Consider the following 14871-nt stretch of genomic DNA (forward strand, 5'->3'; position numbering starts at 1 on the left):
CGGATCGCTTCAGGATGGCTTCCGGCTTGCCACCAATAGTGTCCGCTCGCGCGCCGCAGGTTCAAACCGGGCGTGCGACTTTCCTACGATTTTCTTGCGACTTTCCTGCGAAATCCTGGTGACCTCTGGGGATCGCCAGATGCCGTTCTATCAAACGCCGTTCTATCGAACGCCGTAGCTGGCAAATTCCTTGACGATGTCCGGGTCCATGGCCTTGGCATTGGTGATGTCGAGATCGCCTTCAGCGGTCTGGCCAAGGCGATGTTTGGCCAGGCCACGGCCATAGAGCGATGAGGTCAGCTGCGGATTGATCTTCAGCGCAGCGTCGAAATCCGCAATCGCATTCTTGCTCTGGCCGTTCTTGAGGTTGACCAGGCCGCGGCTGTCCAGCGCATCGACAAAATTCGGGCGCAGGCGCAGGGCTTCATTGCAGTCCTTGAGCGCGGCGGCGAGGTCACCAGTCACGGTGCGTGCCCAGCAACGATTGTTGTAGGCTTCGACATCCTTGGGATTCAGTTTGATCGTGGCGTCGAAATCCTTGATCGCAGCGGAATAGGCGCCTTTGCTGGCATAGACCTGGCCGCGGCGATACAGCGCGCCGGCGTCTTCCGGATTATCGGTCAGCTTGACGTTCAGCGATTTGACGGTCGGATCCTCCGCCAGCGCCAGCAGGATTTTGTTTTCGTCGCGAGGAACTTCGGCGGCGACGGCAGGGGCAGGAGTCGGTGCCGCGGCCGGCGCAGGTGGTGCTGCTGCTGCTGGAGCGGCAGGCGCGGGGGCGACAGGTGCGGCGACGACTTCCGGCTTGGCCACAGCAGCGGGGCGCGGTGTCGCAGCCGGCGCCGGATCGGCCGGTTTGGCTTCTGCCACAGCGGCCGATGCCGGGCGCGTTCCCGCTATGAAAGAGAAGTCCTCTGCCAGCGACGACGAAATCCACGGCACCTGCTCGCTGCGCGACGCGCGGGTGACGTTGACGCGGGTCCGGTTCAGCGTCTGCTCGGCGGTGAGATCGGGAACCCGGATTTCCTTCAGCAATTCGCCGACGAACAACCCGTGATCGCCGCCGCCGTCGCTGACGACCGAGCTGAGTGCCGCCGAATACATTACCAGCGTGCCGCTCGGTGCGATCACCGGAGCGAGTCCGGCGGAGAAACTGCGGAACCTGCGTTCGAACGGATTGCGGCGGGATGCGTCCAAAAGCGCAATCTTGACGCCGGCGCCGCGGCCGTTGATCTCGCCCAGCACAGTCTCGAGGCTGAAGCCGTCGCGGCGCACGTCGGGCTCGGTCCAGATCTGGGCATCGACCGGGATCATGTAACTTTGGCGCGCGGACTGGATGCCGAAGCCGCTGAAGAACACCAGGGCGACCGAGCCGGGCTTCACCTTGCCGTAGAATTTGTCGAGCGCCCGGCGCATGCCATCGCCGCCGAGATTTTCCCCGGTATCGACCTCAAATCCGTCACGCTTCAATTCGGCGGCGACGTCGCGGGCGTCGTTGATGGGCTCTTTGAGCGGTGTCTCGGCGTCCGGATATTTCGCATTGCCGATCACCAGTGCGATCCGGTGGGTCCGATCTTCCGCGGCGGAGGCCTGCCAGATGGGCGTGGCAGCAAACGTCAGGAGAGCGATCAGAGCAATGCGCATTTTCATAATGAAACCGGTCCAGACTTGAGGGCGCTGTCCAAGCTGTGGCTTGCGCCGCAGCGACACTAATCCACGCCATTCGCATTATCAAACCGGCGTGATCGCGGCTGTCAACGTGCAGTGCGGGCGGCAGCTATCGCGTCAATTCACCACGCGTCCGGCGTTGTCGCTGCAGTCCCGGTTCCCGGTCATTCCGGTGGTTGGAACGGTTTGACCTTTCCCGGCAGCAATGGCTTGTTGCGCATAACAACGATCGGGAATGGGACGGGACGAATGAGCGTGACTTACGAAATCTATGCGATCCGCTACGCCACGATGACGCCGCGGACGCCGCAGATGAATTATCTCGCACCCGATCCCCATGAGACCGCAGCGGCCGATCTCGATTATTTCGTCTGGCTGATCCGCGGCGGTGGCCGCGACATTCTTGTCGATACCGGCTTCAACGAAGCCGCCTCGAAGGAGCGCAGCCGCAAGCTCACGATCAATCCCATCGACGCGCTGGCCGATTTCGGCGCTCGCGCGGCGGACATCCGCGACGTCATCGTCACGCATCTGCATTACGACCATGCCGGCAATCTCGATCGTCTCCCCAATGCCAGGTTCCATCTCCAGGACCGCGAGATGAGCTACGCGACGGGCCGCTGTATGTGCAACGGGCTGCTGCGGCATCCGTTCTCGGCGGAAGACGTCACGCTGATGGTGCGACACGTGTTCAATGAGCGCGTCACGTTCCACAATGGCGATGGCGAGGTTGCGCCGGGCGTCACGCTGCACCGCGTTGGCGGCCATTCCGATGGTCTGCAGATCGTGCGCGTGCAAACCGCGCGCGGTCCAGTGGTGCTCGCCTCGGACGCCTCGCATTACTACGGCAACATGCAGCGCCGCAGCCCGTTTCCGATCGTCTACAATATCGGCGACATGTGCGACGGCTGGACCACCTGCGAGCGCCTTGCGGGCCATCCCGACCGCATCATTCCCGGCCATGATCCGCTGGTGCGCGAGCTCTATCCGCGCGTGGAGGGCAGCAAGGCCGATGCCTATGCGTTGCATCTGCCGCCATCGCGCTCGTTTGCAGCAGGTTAGATTTTAACCTCTCCCCGCTTGCGGGGAGAGGTCGCTTTCACATGCGGAGCATGTGGAAGCGGGTGAGGGGGAGCCCGTGTTTCACTCGCGGGCTCCCCCTCATCCGTCCCGAACTTACTGCGCAAGTTCGGTCCACCTTCTCCCCGCAAGCGGGGAGAAGGAAGCTGGATCGCCTCAATAAGCTCCAGCCTTGTGTCCGTGCCGGGTCTGCACGAGGTCGAGGCTACGCTCGATCTTGCCGAGTGCGGCGGCGAAGTCCTTGCGCTCCTGCGCCGTCAGGCACGACAGGATGTCGCGCTCTTTGCTGAGCAGGCGCGGGATCAGTTCCTCGTAAAGCGCTTGCCCTTTCGTGGACAACCGCAGCTCGAAGGCGCGGCGATCATCCTCGTTCTCCACCCGTTCGATGAGTTCGCGGTCCAGCAGGGCCGTCACCGCCCGGCTGATGGTGGATTTGTGGGTGCGCGTGCATTGCGAAATGAACTGCGCGCTGCAGGCGTCGTCGCGAAAGCCCAGCGTGGCGATGACGCGCCATTCCGGAATGTCGAGCCCGTAGCGCACCTGATATTCGTCCGAGAGCGCGGCGCTGACCTCCGCGGCCAGCCGGTTGAGCCGGAATGGAACGAACTGAAACAGGTCGAATTTTGCCACGGAGCCACCAATTCTGCTGTTGACGCCGCCACGGGTCCGGCGTTTAGATGGTTGCAAATGAGACTATCTTAGAGGGAGTGCGATCCGTTGGCCAGACCAGCGTTGATCCGAAAATACATCCGGTTGCAGGGCAGGGGCTGATCCATGGCGCAGCATGTCCGCCAGTTTGCCTATCGCCGCCATGCCGATCAGGTGCGGTCAGCCGCCGCTGCGGCGCATCATCCCGTAGTGGTTGTTGGTGCTGGCCCTGTCGGCCTGTCGCTGGCCATCGATCTGGCGCAGCGCGGCCAGCGCGTGGTGCTACTCGATGACGCCGATCGCATCGGCGATGGCTCGCGCGCCATCTGCTTCTCCAAGCGCTCGCTCGAATATTGGGATCGCCTGGGCGCCGCCCATCGCATGATCGACAAGGGCGTGGTGTGGAAGGTCGGCAAGATCTTTCTCGGACCGGACATGCTGTACCAGTTCGATCTGCTGCCGGAGACCGGCCACAAGATGCCGGCCTTCATTAATCTGCAGCAATATTACGCTGAATCCTTTCTGGTCGATCGCGTGCATCAATTGCCGGAGATCGATCTGCGCTGGCGCAACAAGGTCATCGCGCTAGCGCAGCACAACGACCACGCCGAACTCACCATCGAGACGCCCGATGGGCCATACACGCTGCGTGCCGACTATGTCGTTGCCTGCGATGGGGCTCGCTCCGGGCTGCGCGGCATGGTCGGCGCGGACTTTTCCGGCGAGGTATTCGAGGATCAGTTCCTGATCGCCGACGTCAAGATGACCGCGGAATTCCCGACCGAGCGCTGGTTCTGGTTCGATCCACCATTCCATTCCGGCCAGTCCGCGCTGCTGCATCGCCAGCCCGACGATGTCTGGCGTATCGATCTGCAGCTCGGGCCGGACGCAGACCCCACCGAGGAGCGGCAGCCGGAGAAGGTGCGTCCGCGCATCGCACGCATGCTCGGCCACGATGATTTCGATTTCGAGTGGATCTCGGTCTACAAATTCCAGTGCCGCCGCATGCAGCGCTTCCTGCATGAGCGCGTGATCTTTGCCGGCGATGCCGCGCATCAGGTGTCGCCTTTCGGCGCGCGGGGCGCCAATTCCGGCCTCGAAGACGCCGAGAATATCGCCTGGAAGCTCGCACTGGTGCTGGCTGGCGATGCGCCGGCGTCGTTGCTGGCGAGCTATGACGCCGAGCGGGGTCCGGCCGCGGACGAGAACATCCGAGCCTCGACCCATGCCACGGATTTTATCGCGCCGCATTCGAAGCAGGAGCAGCGCATGCGGCAAGCCGTGTTGTCGCTTGCCAGGGAGGCCGATTTCGCCAAGCGGATGATCAATGGCGGCCGGCTGTCCGTGCCGTCGGTCTATCAGACGCCGCTCTCGACGACCGATAGCGATGACTGGTCGGCCGGTCCTCAGCCGGGCGCGCATATGCCGGATGCGCCGCTCGTCAGCGATGACGGCGCACATGTGTTTCTCTCGGAATGTTTCGCCGGAGCCGGCCGCGGCTTTACCGTGTTGCAGTCGGATGGTCAGGCGATCGAACTGCCCGAGGGCGTGGCGCGCCTGGTCGTCGGCGATGATGCGGCGCTGCGCGACGAGGCCGGACTGTTCAAGGCACGTTACGGTGCAGATCCCGGAAACGCCTATCTGCTGCGCCCCGATGGTTATGTCGCGGCGCGTTTCCGGCATCCAACGCCGCAGGCGATCAAGGCCGCGGTCGCGCGTGCCTCCGGGAGGCCGTCATGACGGCACTATCCACGACGTCCAATTTCGCCAGTCCCGACGACGCCTATCGTGCGATCGTCGAGGCGCATCGCGGATTGACCGACGATCAAAGCGCGGCGCTCGATACGGCACTCGTGCTGATCCTCGCCAATCATATCGGCGATGCCGCTGTGCTCGGTGACGCGATAGCGCTGGCGAAGCGGCGGCTGCCGAATGTGAGGGACGAGACGAAGCGAAAATAGCAGAAGCCGTCATTGCGAGGAGCGAAGCGACGCGGCAATCCAGAAAACCACAAAGAAAGACTGGATTGCTTCGTCGCAAAAGCTCCTCGCAATGACGGCCCAGAGGCTAAAGACAAATACAAAAGGGAATATCGAATGACCAAGGGTTTCGCATCCACCACCGACATGACCGAGAAGAAGATCACCTTCTCGGAGATCGGCACCGATCTCTATGCCTTCACGGCCGAGGGCGATCCGAACTCGGCAGTCATCGTCGGAGATGATGGATGCATCGTGTTCGACGCGCAGGCGACGCCGGCGATGGCCAACAAGGTCATCGAACGGGTACGGACGGTCACCGACAAGCCGATCAAATATGTCGTGCTATCGCATTATCACGCGGTGCGCGTGCTCGGTGCGTCCGCCTACAAGGCGCAGGGCGTGGTCGCGTCGCAGGAAACCTATCGGCTGGTGGAAGAACGCGGCCAGCAGGATTGGGATTCCGAGTTCGGGCGTTTCCCGCGCCTGTTCCAGGATGCTGAGAGCATTCCCGGCCTGACCTGGCCAACGCTCACTTTTGAAGGCGAGATGTCGATCTTCCTCGGCAAGCGCGAGGTGCGCCTGATGCAGCTCGGCGCCGGTCATACGTCGGGGGATATCGTCGCCTGGGTGCCCGATGCCGAAGTGATGTTTTCCGGCGATCTCATCGAATATCACTCCGCCTGTTACTGCGGCGATGCGCTGCTGCGTGAATGGCCGTCGACGCTGAACGAGATCCGTGCGTTCAACCCGAAAGCGATTGCGCCCGGCCGCGGCGATGCACTGAAGGGGCTGGAAACGACCCGCGAGGCGATCGCGATGACGCGTGACTTCGTGATGTCGCTCTACGGCGCGGCGGAGCTGTCGGTCGCCAAGGGACGCAGCCTGAAGGAGACCATGGCGTCGACCCGCGAGGTCATGGACAAGAAGTTCTCGAGCTTTGCGATCTACGAACACTGCCTGCCGTTCAATGTATCCCGCGCCTTCGATGAAGCGTCGGGAATCGACGACCCCGTGATCTGGACCGACAAGCGCGACCGCGAAATGTGGGCCGCGCTTCAAGGGTAACGTAGTAGATTCGTCATTGCGAGCGAAGCGAAGCAATCCACTGGATTGCTTCGTCGCAAGCGCTCCTCGCAATGACGGTAGGAAAAGGAGGATGAGATGAACATCACCACCAATCCCGATCTGATCAGCCGCAACACCGTCAACGTCACGCCGGGCTATATGTCCGGCTTTGGCAACAGCTTCGAAACCGAGGCGCTGCCGGGCGCGTTGCCCATCGGCCGCAACTCGCCGCAGCGTGCGGCCTATGGGCTCTATGCCGAACAGCTCTCCGGTTCGCCCTTCACCGCGCCCCGCGGCACCAATGAACGGTCCTGGTTGTATCGCATCCGCCCGTCGGTGAAACATTCGGGGCGGTTCGAGAAGGCAGATAGCAAGCTGTGGCGCACCGCGCCGTGCCACGAGAACGATCTGCCGATCGCGCAATTGCGCTGGGATCCTGCGCCGATCCCGAAGGAGGACATGACCTTCCTGCAGGGCGTGCAGACCATGACCACGGCCGGCGACGCCGGCACCCAGGCCGGCATGGCAGCGCATGTCTATCTGATCACCAAATCCATGGTCGATCAGCACTTCTACAATGCCGACGGCGAGATGATGTTCGTGCTGCAGCAGGGTAACTTGTTGTTCGTCACCGAATTCGGCCGCATCGATGCCGAGCCCGGCGAGATTGTGGTGATCCCGCGCGGCGTCAAGTTTCGCGTCGAACTCACGGGTGGCGCTGCGCGCGGCTATCTCTGCGAGAACTATGGCGGCGCCTTCACGCTGCCCGAGCGCGGACCGATCGGCGCCAATTGCCTCGCCAATGCGCGTGACTTCCTGACGCCGGTGGCCGCCTATGAGGACAAGGACACGCCGACCGAGCTCTATGTGAAATGGGGCGGCTTGCTGTTTGTCACCACGCTGCCGCATTCGCCCATCGATGTCGTCGCCTGGCACGGCAACTACGCGCCGTATAAATACGACCTGCGGACTTTCTCGCCGGTCGGCGCCATCGGCTTCGATCATCCGGATCCGTCGATCTTCACGGTGCTGACCTCGCCCTCGGAAACCGCCGGCACCGCGAATATCGATTTCGTGATCTTCCCGGAGCGCTGGGCGGTGGCGGAAAACACGTTCCGTCCGCCGTGGTATCACATGAACATCATGTCGGAGTTCATGGGTCTCATTTACGGCGTCTATGACGCCAAGCCGCAGGGCTTCACGCCCGGTGGCATCAGCCTGCACAACATGATGCTGCCCCATGGGCCGGATCGCGAGGCTTTCGATCACGCCAGCAATGGCGAGTTGAAGCCCGTGAAGCTCACCGGCACCATGGCCTTCATGTTCGAGACCCGCTATCCGCAGCGCGTCACCGAGCATGCCGCGACGTCGGCGACGCTGCAAAGCGACTATGCCGATTGCTGGAAGGGTCTGGAGAAGCGTTTCGATCCGAACAAGCGGTGATACACCGGCCGTAGAATGGGTTTCGCGAAGACGCTCTACCCATCCTACGACGCCATCAAGTTGACGTGCCTCACCGCTCTCCGGGCGGTACGTCCCTGATCCGCGCCGAATGCGCCGCGATGTCCTCGAGGCTGTGCGACAGATATACGCGCTTGTCCGATGGCGGGCGCTTGGCAACGGAAAGTCCCGGCCGCCATTCGGTGGCCGGCCGGATCGGGCGCGGCGCGAAACCCCCGCCGCAATTTGGGCAGACATTGAAGAGTTTGCTCTCCACGCAGTCCGCACAGAACGTGCATTCAAAAGTGCAGATGAATGCATCGCGTGCCGCGGGCGGCAGGTCCTTGTCGCAATATTCGCAGTTCGGTCGCAGCGCCAGTGCCATCGATGTTGTCCTCCCAATTGATTGCCGCGATCTTCGCAGATCGCGATGCTGGTGAGAACGTCGATTGTGCAGAGCTGTCAGCTCCTCAGCGGCAGTTTCGATGTTTCCTTCAACCGATCGAGCACGATCGACGAGCGCACGTGCGCCACGCTCTGATGCGGCATCAGCACATTGTTGACGAGATCGGACAATCCCTTGAGGTCGCGCAGGACAGCCTTGAGGACATAGTCGGCGTCGCCGGTCAGTGAGTAGGCTTCCTGCACCTCGTCGACCCGCTGCACCAGCGTGCGGAACTTCTTGGCATTGTCCGGCGAGTGGGTGGCCAGTTGTACCTGGATGAAGGCGATCACGTTGAAGCCGAGCGCGTCCGACGACAGGTCGGCGTGATAGCCGGAGATCACCTTCTCCTCTTCGAGCCGCATCCGGCGCCGCGAGCATTGCGAGGCGGACAGGCCGACGGCATCGGCGAGCTGCTGGTTGGTCAGCCGGCCGTCATCCTGCAAGGCAGCCAGCATCTTGAGATCGAAGGCGTCTACCGGAATCATGCGTCAAAAGCCTCTTTCATGCGCGAATCGTGCATGAATATCGCATATTCCATCCGAATTTGCATGCACCTTGCGTCGCAAACGACCGACACTCCAGGCAAGCAATAATGCAAATCAGCTTCGGGAGATCACCATGGGTCCGTTTCCGCACGACGCGCCGGCCGCCACCATCTCGGCACATAATCCGATGGGCACCGACGGCTTTGAATTCGTCGAATACGCGCATCCGAGGCCTGAAGAACTCCACGCGCTGTTCAGGTTGATGGGCTATGTGCCGGTCGCGAAGCACAAGACCAGGAAGATCACGGTCTATCGTCAGGGCGACATCAACTATCTCGTCAACGAAGAGCCCGGAACTCACGGCTTCAATTTCGTCGCCGCGCACGGTCCCTGCGCGCCGTCAATGGCGTTCCGAGTCGTCGATGCGCAGGCGGCCTATGACCGCGCGATCTTGCTCGGTGCCGAGCCGGCGGATGCGATCGCAGCGCAGAAGACGCTCGACGTGCCTGCCATCAAGGGCATCGGCGGCAGCCTGCTGTATTTCGTCGATCGCTATGGCGCGAAGGGTTCGGCCTATGACCATGAATTCACATGGCTGGGCGCGAAGAATCCGCATCCTGAGGGCGCGGGCCTGTTCTATCTCGATCACCTCACTCACAACGTCCATCGCGGCCGCATGGACGTCTGGACCGGCTTCTACGAGAGACTGTTCAATTTCCGTCAGATTCGCTTCTTCGACATCGAAGGCCGCGCTTCCGGCCTGTTCTCGCGTGCGCTGACCAGCCCTGACGGCAAGATCCGGATTCCGATCAACGAGGATGCTGGCGATGCCGGCCAGATCGAGGAATATCTTAATACGTATCACGGCGAGGGCATCCAGCACATCGCCTGCGGCGTGACGGATATCTACACGACCATCGAGAAGCTGCGCGCCGATGGCCTGCCCTTCATGCCGGCGCCGCCTGTGACCTATTTCGAGAAGATCGATGCACGGCTGCCCAAGCATGGCGAGGACGTGCCGCGCCTGCAGAAGAACGGCATCCTGATCGACGGTGAGGGTGTGGTCGAAGGCGGCGAGACCAAGGTGCTGCTGCAGATCTTCTCGGCCAATGCGATCGGACCCATTTTCTTCGAATTCATCCAGCGAAAGGGCGATGACGGATTCGGCGAGGGGAATTTCAAGGCGCTGTTCGAGTCGATCGAAGAAGATCAGATCAGGCGCGGTGTGCTGCACGTCGGCGATAAGACGGCGGCGTAGTGTTTTTGCTCCGACAGCCTCTATAGTCGAACGCCACTCCTCAACCGTCGTGCCCGGCTTTGTACCGGGCATCCACGTCTTGCGGCAATCAAAGGCGTGGATGGCCGGGACAAGCCCGGCCATGACGTGGAGAGGTCAATGCGAAATCAGGTGCAGATGGACCTTACTGCGCCCACTCCTTCACCGCATCCCCCAGCTCCACTTTCACCGCCGGCCGTGCTGCCGACGGCGTGCGCGAGAACCGCGGTGCGGGTGCCGGCTGTGTCGCGCCTTCGTGCTGGATGAACACTTCGCGTGCCACCATATGCGGATGTTTCGTGGCTTCCGACATGGTCAGCACCGGTGCGAAGCACACATCGGTGCCTTCCATGATCTTTGACCACTCGTCGCGGCTCTTGGTCTTGAACACCGCGGTGAGCTTGTCTTTCACCGCGGCCCAATTCTTCGAGTCCATGTGATTGTCGTAGCAGGCCTCCGAAAGCCCGGCGAGTTCGCGCAGCTCGGCATAGAACTGCGGCTCGATCGATCCGATCGAGATGAAGTTGCCGCAGCTGCATTCATAGACGCCGTAGAAATGCGCGCCGCCATCGAGCATGTTGCTCTCGCGACTTTCCTTCCAGCGACCGGCCGCGGTCATGTCGAAGAACATGGTGATCAAGGATGCCGCGCCGTCGCACATGGCGGCGTCCACCACCTGGCCCTGGCCAGAGCGGCTGGCTTCCAGCATGGCGGCGAGCATGCCCATCACGAGATACATCGAGCCGCCGCCGAAATCGCCGACCAGATTCAATGGCGGCACGGGCTTGTCGGCGCCGCCGATGGCGGCGAGGGCCCCGGTGATCGAGATGTAATTGATGTCATGGCCGGCGGCCTGCGCCAGCGGGCCGTGCTGGCCCCAGCCGGTCATGCGGCCATAGACCAGTCTCTTGTTGCGGCCGAGGACGACATCCGGCCCGAGGCCGAGGCGTTCCATCACGCCGGGGCGATAGCCTTCCACCAGCGCATCGGCGCTATCCAGCAGCAACAGCACCTGTGCGATGGCAGCCTTGTCCTTGAGATCGACCTCGATCACCTTGCGGCCGCGTGACGCCGCGCCCTTCGGCATCTGCTTCGGCCGCACCAGCGTAATCACCTCGGCGCCCATATCGGCCAGCAGCATGCAGGCGAACGGACCGGGGCCGATGCCCGCGAACTCGACGATGCGTGTGCCTTTGAGCGGGCCGGTGGCTTTGGTTTGTGATCGCGACGACGCGATGGTGGTGTCCTGCACTTGTGTTTCCCATGCTTGATATAGGCCGTCGATGGCGACGGGCCGATTTGCCGGAAACTGTCTATGCTGGAGGTGACAAGGGCAAGAAGCTTTTGGCCGCAATCCTGCATGCGGCCATGCTGCGGCACTGCACAAAAATGCTGAAGCCAAAACTCGATGTCGTCCCCGCGAAGGCGGGGACCCATAACCACCGAGTTCGTGTTTTGCAAAGGCCTCTGCCGCCATTCCGCCACGACGGGATGGAGGCTATGGATCCCCGCCTTCGCGGGGATGACAATTGAGAGGTTCGAGTTTTACCCCGCCGCTTCCACCGCGCGCTGTGCCATCACCTTGATGAGATTGGCGCGATATTCCGCCGAGCCGTGGATGTCACCCATCAACCCATCCGCTGAGATCTTCACGCCGTCCAGCGCTCCCGCCGACCAGTTCGCCTTCAGTGCCGCCTCGATCGCCGGCACCCGCATCACGCCGCTCTGCGATGCGCCGGTAGCAGCGACGCGGACCTCGCCGGATTTGGTCTGGGCGACGAAAACGGCGGTCAACGCGAAGCGCGACGCCGGGTGGCGCATCTTGGCGTAGCCGGCCTTGGCCGGAATGGGGAACGACACGGACGTGATGATCTCGTCCTCTTCCAGCGCGGTCGAGAACAGGCCCTGGAAGAAATCGTCGCCTTTGATCTCGCGTTTGTTGGTCTTGATCGTGGCATTCAGCGCCAGCACGGCGGCGGGATAATCGGCGGCGGGATCGTTGTTGGCAATCGAACCGCCGATGGTGCCGCGATAGCGCACGGCAGGGTCGCCGAGCACTGACGTCAGATGCACGATCGCCGGGATCGCCTTCTTGGCCACGGGGCTCTGTGTGATCTCGTAATAGGTCGTCGCGGCCTTGATGATCAGCGCGTCGGATGTTGCCTCGATGCCGATCAAGTCCTTGATCTTCGCGAGGTCGATGACATCCGAGGGTGCCGCAAGCCGCTGCTTCATCACGGGGATAAGCGTGTGGCCGCCGGCGAGATATTTGGCCTCGGGATGCTTGGCGAACAGGGCCGCTGCTTCGTCGATGCTGGCGGGGCGGTGATAAGTGGTCTCGTACATCGTATTGCTTCCTTATCTTTTGGTCGTGTTTTCTTGACGCGAACCGGCTTCCACTTCGCTTGAAAACACTCCGCTTATTCCGCTGCCTGCTGCAATTGCAGCGCTTCCCAGACACGGCCGGGCGTCGCCGGCATCTCGATCTTGTTGTGACCAAGCGCATCGGTAATGGCGTTGATGACGGCGGGTGACGAACCAATCGCGCCAGCCTCACCGCAGCCTTTCACGCCGAGCGGATTGCCCGGGCACAGCGTCGTGGTGTGCGAGACCCGGAACGACGGCACGTCGTCGGCGCGCGGCATGGCGTAATCCATGAACGACGCCGTCACCGGCTGGCCGTTGTCGTCATAGATAGCGCTTTCGAGCATCGCCTGACCGATGCCCTGGGCGAGGCCGCCATGGACCTGGCCTTCGACGATCATCGGGTTGATCAGCCGGCCGAAGTCATCGACGGCCACGAAGTCGACGATGTCGGTCTTGCCGGTGCCGGGATCGATCTCGACTTCGCAGATATAGGCGCCGGCCGGGAAGGTGAAGTTGGTGGGATCGTAGAACGCGCCTTCCTTCAGGCCGGGCTCCATGCCATCCGGCAGATTGTGCGCGGTATAGGCCGCGAGCGCGACCATCGGCAGCGCGATCGCCTTGTCGGTGCCTGCGACCTTGAACTCGCCATTCTCGATGACGATGTCGCCTTCGGAGGCTTCGAGCAGATGCGCGGCGATCTTCTTCGCCTTGGCCTCCACCTTCTCCATCGCCTTGAAGATCGCGGACATGCCGACCGCCGCAGAGCGCGAGCCATAAGTGCCCATGCCGAACTGCACTTTATCAGTGTCGCCATGCACGATCTGGACCTGATCGACAGAGATGCCAAGCCTGTCAGCAACGAGCTGTGCGAAGGTTGTCTCGTGGCCCTGGCCGTGGCTGTGCGAGCCCGTCAGCACTTCGATGGTGCCGACCGGATTGACGCGGACCTCCGCGGATTCCCAGAGGCCGACGCCGGCGCCGAGCGAGCCGACTGCCTTGGAGGGCGCGATGCCGCAGGCCTCGATGTAGCAGGAGAAGCCGAGGCCGCGCAGTTTCCCGCTGGCTTTGGCCTTGGCCTTCCGCGCCGGGAAGCCGGCATAATCGATCGCTTTCAGCGCCGCGTCGAGCGACGCGCCGAAGTCGCCGATGTCATAGGCCATGATGACGGGCGTCTGATGCGGGAACTGGGTGACGAAGTTGATGCGGCGCAGTTCCGCGGGATCGACCTTCAACTGCCGCGCCGATGTTTCCATCAAGCGCTCCACGAGATAGCTCGCCTCTGGCCGTCCCGCGCCGCGATAGGCATCAACCGGCGTGGTGTTGGTATAGACGCCCATCACTTCGGCATAGATGGTCGGGATATTGTACTGGCCCGATAGCAGCGTGGCGTAGAGATAGGTCGGCACCGAGGACGAGAACAGCGACATATAGGCGCCGAAATTGGCGTGGGTCTTCACCCGCAGGCCCAGGATCCTGTTGTTGGCGTCGAAGGCCATCTCGGCATGCGACATGTGATCGCGGCCATGCGCATCGGTAAGGAAGGCCTCGGTGCGGTCGCCGGTCCATTTCACTGGGCGGCGCACTTTCTTCGACGCCCAGAGTGCGACCATTTCCTCGGGATAGATGAAGATCTTCGACCCGAAGCCGCCGCCGACGTCCGGGGCGATCACGCGCAGCTTGTGTTCCTGTGCCACGTTATAGAACGCCGACAGCACGAGCCGCGCCACATGCGGATTTTGCGATGTCGTATGGAGCGTGAAGTGCTCTTCAGCTTCGTCATATTCCGCGACGGCTGCGCGGGGCTCCATCGCATTCGGCACCAGGCGGTTATTGGTCAGGTCCAGCGAAACGACATTGGCCGCCTTGCTGAAGGCATCCTTGGTCAGCTTCTCGTCGCCGATCGACCAGTCATAGACCACATTGCCTGGCGCTTCCGGATGTAGTTGCGGCGCGCCCGAGGCGAGTGCTGCGGTCATGCTGCTGACGGCGGGCAACTCTTCATATTCGACGACGACGGCTTCGGCGGCATCCTTGGCCTGGTTCTTGGTCTCGGCGATGACGACTGCCACGGCCTGTCCGACAAAGCGCACCGTGTCCGGCGCCATCGCCGGCCATGCGCCCATCTTCATCGGCGAGCCGTCCTTGGAGGACACTGCCCAGCCGCAGATCAGATTGCCGATCTTGTCGTCCACCAATTGCTGTGCTGTCAGCACATCCACCACGCCCGGCATATCCTTCGCCGCGGAAGCGTCGATGCCCTTCACTTTCGCATGGGCATGCGGACTGCGGATGAAATGCGCGTGGGTGAGGCCGACGATCTTGACGTCGTCGACATAGCGGCCGCGGCCGGTGATGAATCGCTTGTCTTCCTTGCGCGCAACGCGTGCGCCGATGCCTTCAACGCCCATCTCATGG

General features: G+C 62.3%; 13 protein-coding genes. 6 read left to right on the plus strand and 7 right to left on the minus strand.

What is annotated here, in order from left to right; genetic code table 11:
- Positions 1-162 precede the first annotated feature (162 nt).
- On the minus strand, positions 163-1650 hold the full coding sequence (locus tag AB8B20_RS22365) for a caspase family protein (RefSeq protein WP_439073549.1): 1488 nt from the start codon (positions 1648-1650) through the stop codon (positions 163-165).
- A 267-nt stretch (positions 1651-1917) separates the two neighbouring features.
- Between AB8B20_RS22365 and AB8B20_RS22370 the strand changes: the two genes are divergently transcribed.
- Complete coding sequence (locus AB8B20_RS22370) at positions 1918-2730, plus strand: N-acyl homoserine lactonase family protein (protein ID WP_439073548.1); 813 nt, start codon at positions 1918-1920, stop codon at positions 2728-2730.
- Positions 2731-2904: 174 nt separating this feature from the next.
- On the opposite strand, the gene AB8B20_RS22375 is transcribed toward AB8B20_RS22370, so the two are convergent.
- A complete protein-coding gene (locus tag AB8B20_RS22375; protein WP_439073547.1) occupies positions 2905-3378 on the minus strand; it encodes a MarR family winged helix-turn-helix transcriptional regulator in 474 nt (157 codons plus the stop codon).
- A gap of 144 nt (positions 3379-3522) precedes the next feature.
- On the opposite strand from AB8B20_RS22375, the gene AB8B20_RS22380 reads away from it, so the two are divergent.
- From AB8B20_RS22380 to hmgA, 4 genes are all read left to right on the plus strand, one after another.
- Positions 3523-5136: an FAD-dependent oxidoreductase gene (locus AB8B20_RS22380; RefSeq protein WP_439073546.1), complete on the plus strand. Its 1614-nt coding sequence runs from the start codon at positions 3523-3525 to the stop codon at positions 5134-5136.
- Entirely contained in the window at positions 5133-5357 is a 225-nt protein-coding gene (locus AB8B20_RS22385; protein WP_439073545.1) for a DUF2783 domain-containing protein, read from the plus strand. The genes AB8B20_RS22380 and AB8B20_RS22385 overlap by 4 nt, the downstream gene beginning before the upstream one ends.
- A gap of 135 nt (positions 5358-5492) precedes the next feature.
- Positions 5493-6443 carry an MBL fold metallo-hydrolase gene (locus tag AB8B20_RS22390; protein ID WP_439073544.1) on the plus strand — a complete coding sequence of 317 codons (951 nt, stop codon included), beginning with the start codon at positions 5493-5495 and terminating at the stop codon, positions 6441-6443.
- Positions 6444-6539: 96 nt separating this feature from the next.
- Entirely contained in the window at positions 6540-7886 is a 1347-nt protein-coding gene (hmgA, locus tag AB8B20_RS22395; RefSeq protein ID WP_439073543.1) for a homogentisate 1,2-dioxygenase, read from the plus strand.
- 70 nt (positions 7887-7956) lie between these two features.
- Here the strand turns inward: hmgA and AB8B20_RS22400 are convergent, their stop codons facing one another.
- Together AB8B20_RS22400 and AB8B20_RS22405 are read right to left on the minus strand one after the other, a co-directional pair.
- On the minus strand, positions 7957-8268 hold the full coding sequence (locus AB8B20_RS22400; protein WP_439073542.1) for a DUF1272 domain-containing protein: 312 nt from the start codon (positions 8266-8268) through the stop codon (positions 7957-7959).
- Between the two features lie 77 nt (positions 8269-8345).
- Positions 8346-8813, minus strand: coding sequence for an Lrp/AsnC family transcriptional regulator (locus AB8B20_RS22405; protein ID WP_184512917.1), 468 nt, complete (start codon positions 8811-8813; stop codon positions 8346-8348).
- 133 nt (positions 8814-8946) lie between these two features.
- Between AB8B20_RS22405 and hppD the strand changes: the two genes are divergently transcribed.
- Positions 8947-10071, plus strand: a complete 1125-nt coding sequence (gene hppD / locus AB8B20_RS22410; protein ID WP_439073540.1) for a 4-hydroxyphenylpyruvate dioxygenase — start codon at positions 8947-8949, stop codon at positions 10069-10071.
- Between the two features lie 163 nt (positions 10072-10234).
- Here the strand turns inward: hppD and AB8B20_RS22415 are convergent, their stop codons facing one another.
- From AB8B20_RS22415 to AB8B20_RS22425, 3 genes are all read right to left on the minus strand, one after another.
- Positions 10235-11341, minus strand: a complete 1107-nt coding sequence (locus tag AB8B20_RS22415) for a CaiB/BaiF CoA transferase family protein (protein ID WP_439073538.1) — start codon at positions 11339-11341, stop codon at positions 10235-10237.
- A gap of 293 nt (positions 11342-11634) precedes the next feature.
- Positions 11635-12435 (minus strand): FAD binding domain-containing protein, encoded by an 801-nt coding sequence (locus AB8B20_RS22420; RefSeq protein WP_439073536.1) that lies wholly within the window; start codon positions 12433-12435, stop codon positions 11635-11637.
- A 74-nt stretch (positions 12436-12509) separates the two neighbouring features.
- On the minus strand, positions 12510-14864 hold the full coding sequence (locus tag AB8B20_RS22425; protein ID WP_439073534.1) for a xanthine dehydrogenase family protein molybdopterin-binding subunit: 2355 nt from the start codon (positions 14862-14864) through the stop codon (positions 12510-12512).
- Positions 14865-14871: the final 7 nt, after the last annotated feature.

The sequence above is a fragment of the Tardiphaga sp. 866_E4_N1_4 genome (assembly GCF_052076075.1).
GTDB lineage: Bacteria > Pseudomonadota > Alphaproteobacteria > Rhizobiales > Xanthobacteraceae > Tardiphaga > Tardiphaga robiniae.

What these genes read in the sequence shown, in the direction of transcription:
- AB8B20_RS22365 (WP_439073549.1), bottom strand. Translation starts at nt 1,650, where the DNA reads ATGAAAATGCGCATTGCTCTGATCGCTCTCCTGACGTTTGCTGCCACG.
- AB8B20_RS22370 (WP_439073548.1), top strand. Translation starts at nt 1,918, where the DNA reads ATGAGCGTGACTTACGAAATCTATGCGATCCGCTACGCCACGATGACG.
- AB8B20_RS22380 (WP_439073546.1), top strand. Translation starts at nt 3,523, where the DNA reads ATGGCGCAGCATGTCCGCCAGTTTGCCTATCGCCGCCATGCCGATCAG.
- AB8B20_RS22385 (WP_439073545.1), top strand. Translation starts at nt 5,133, where the DNA reads ATGACGGCACTATCCACGACGTCCAATTTCGCCAGTCCCGACGACGCC.
- AB8B20_RS22390 (WP_439073544.1), top strand. Translation starts at nt 5,493, where the DNA reads ATGACCAAGGGTTTCGCATCCACCACCGACATGACCGAGAAGAAGATC.
- hmgA (WP_439073543.1), top strand. Translation starts at nt 6,540, where the DNA reads ATGAACATCACCACCAATCCCGATCTGATCAGCCGCAACACCGTCAAC.
- AB8B20_RS22400 (WP_439073542.1), bottom strand. Translation starts at nt 8,268, where the DNA reads ATGGCACTGGCGCTGCGACCGAACTGCGAATATTGCGACAAGGACCTG.
- AB8B20_RS22405 (WP_184512917.1), bottom strand. Translation starts at nt 8,813, where the DNA reads ATGATTCCGGTAGACGCCTTCGATCTCAAGATGCTGGCTGCCTTGCAG.
- hppD (WP_439073540.1), top strand. Translation starts at nt 8,947, where the DNA reads ATGGGTCCGTTTCCGCACGACGCGCCGGCCGCCACCATCTCGGCACAT.
- AB8B20_RS22420 (WP_439073536.1), bottom strand. Translation starts at nt 12,435, where the DNA reads ATGTACGAGACCACTTATCACCGCCCCGCCAGCATCGACGAAGCAGCG.
- AB8B20_RS22425 (WP_439073534.1), bottom strand. Translation starts at nt 14,864, where the DNA reads ATGGGCGTTGAAGGCATCGGCGCACGCGTTGCGCGCAAGGAAGACAAG.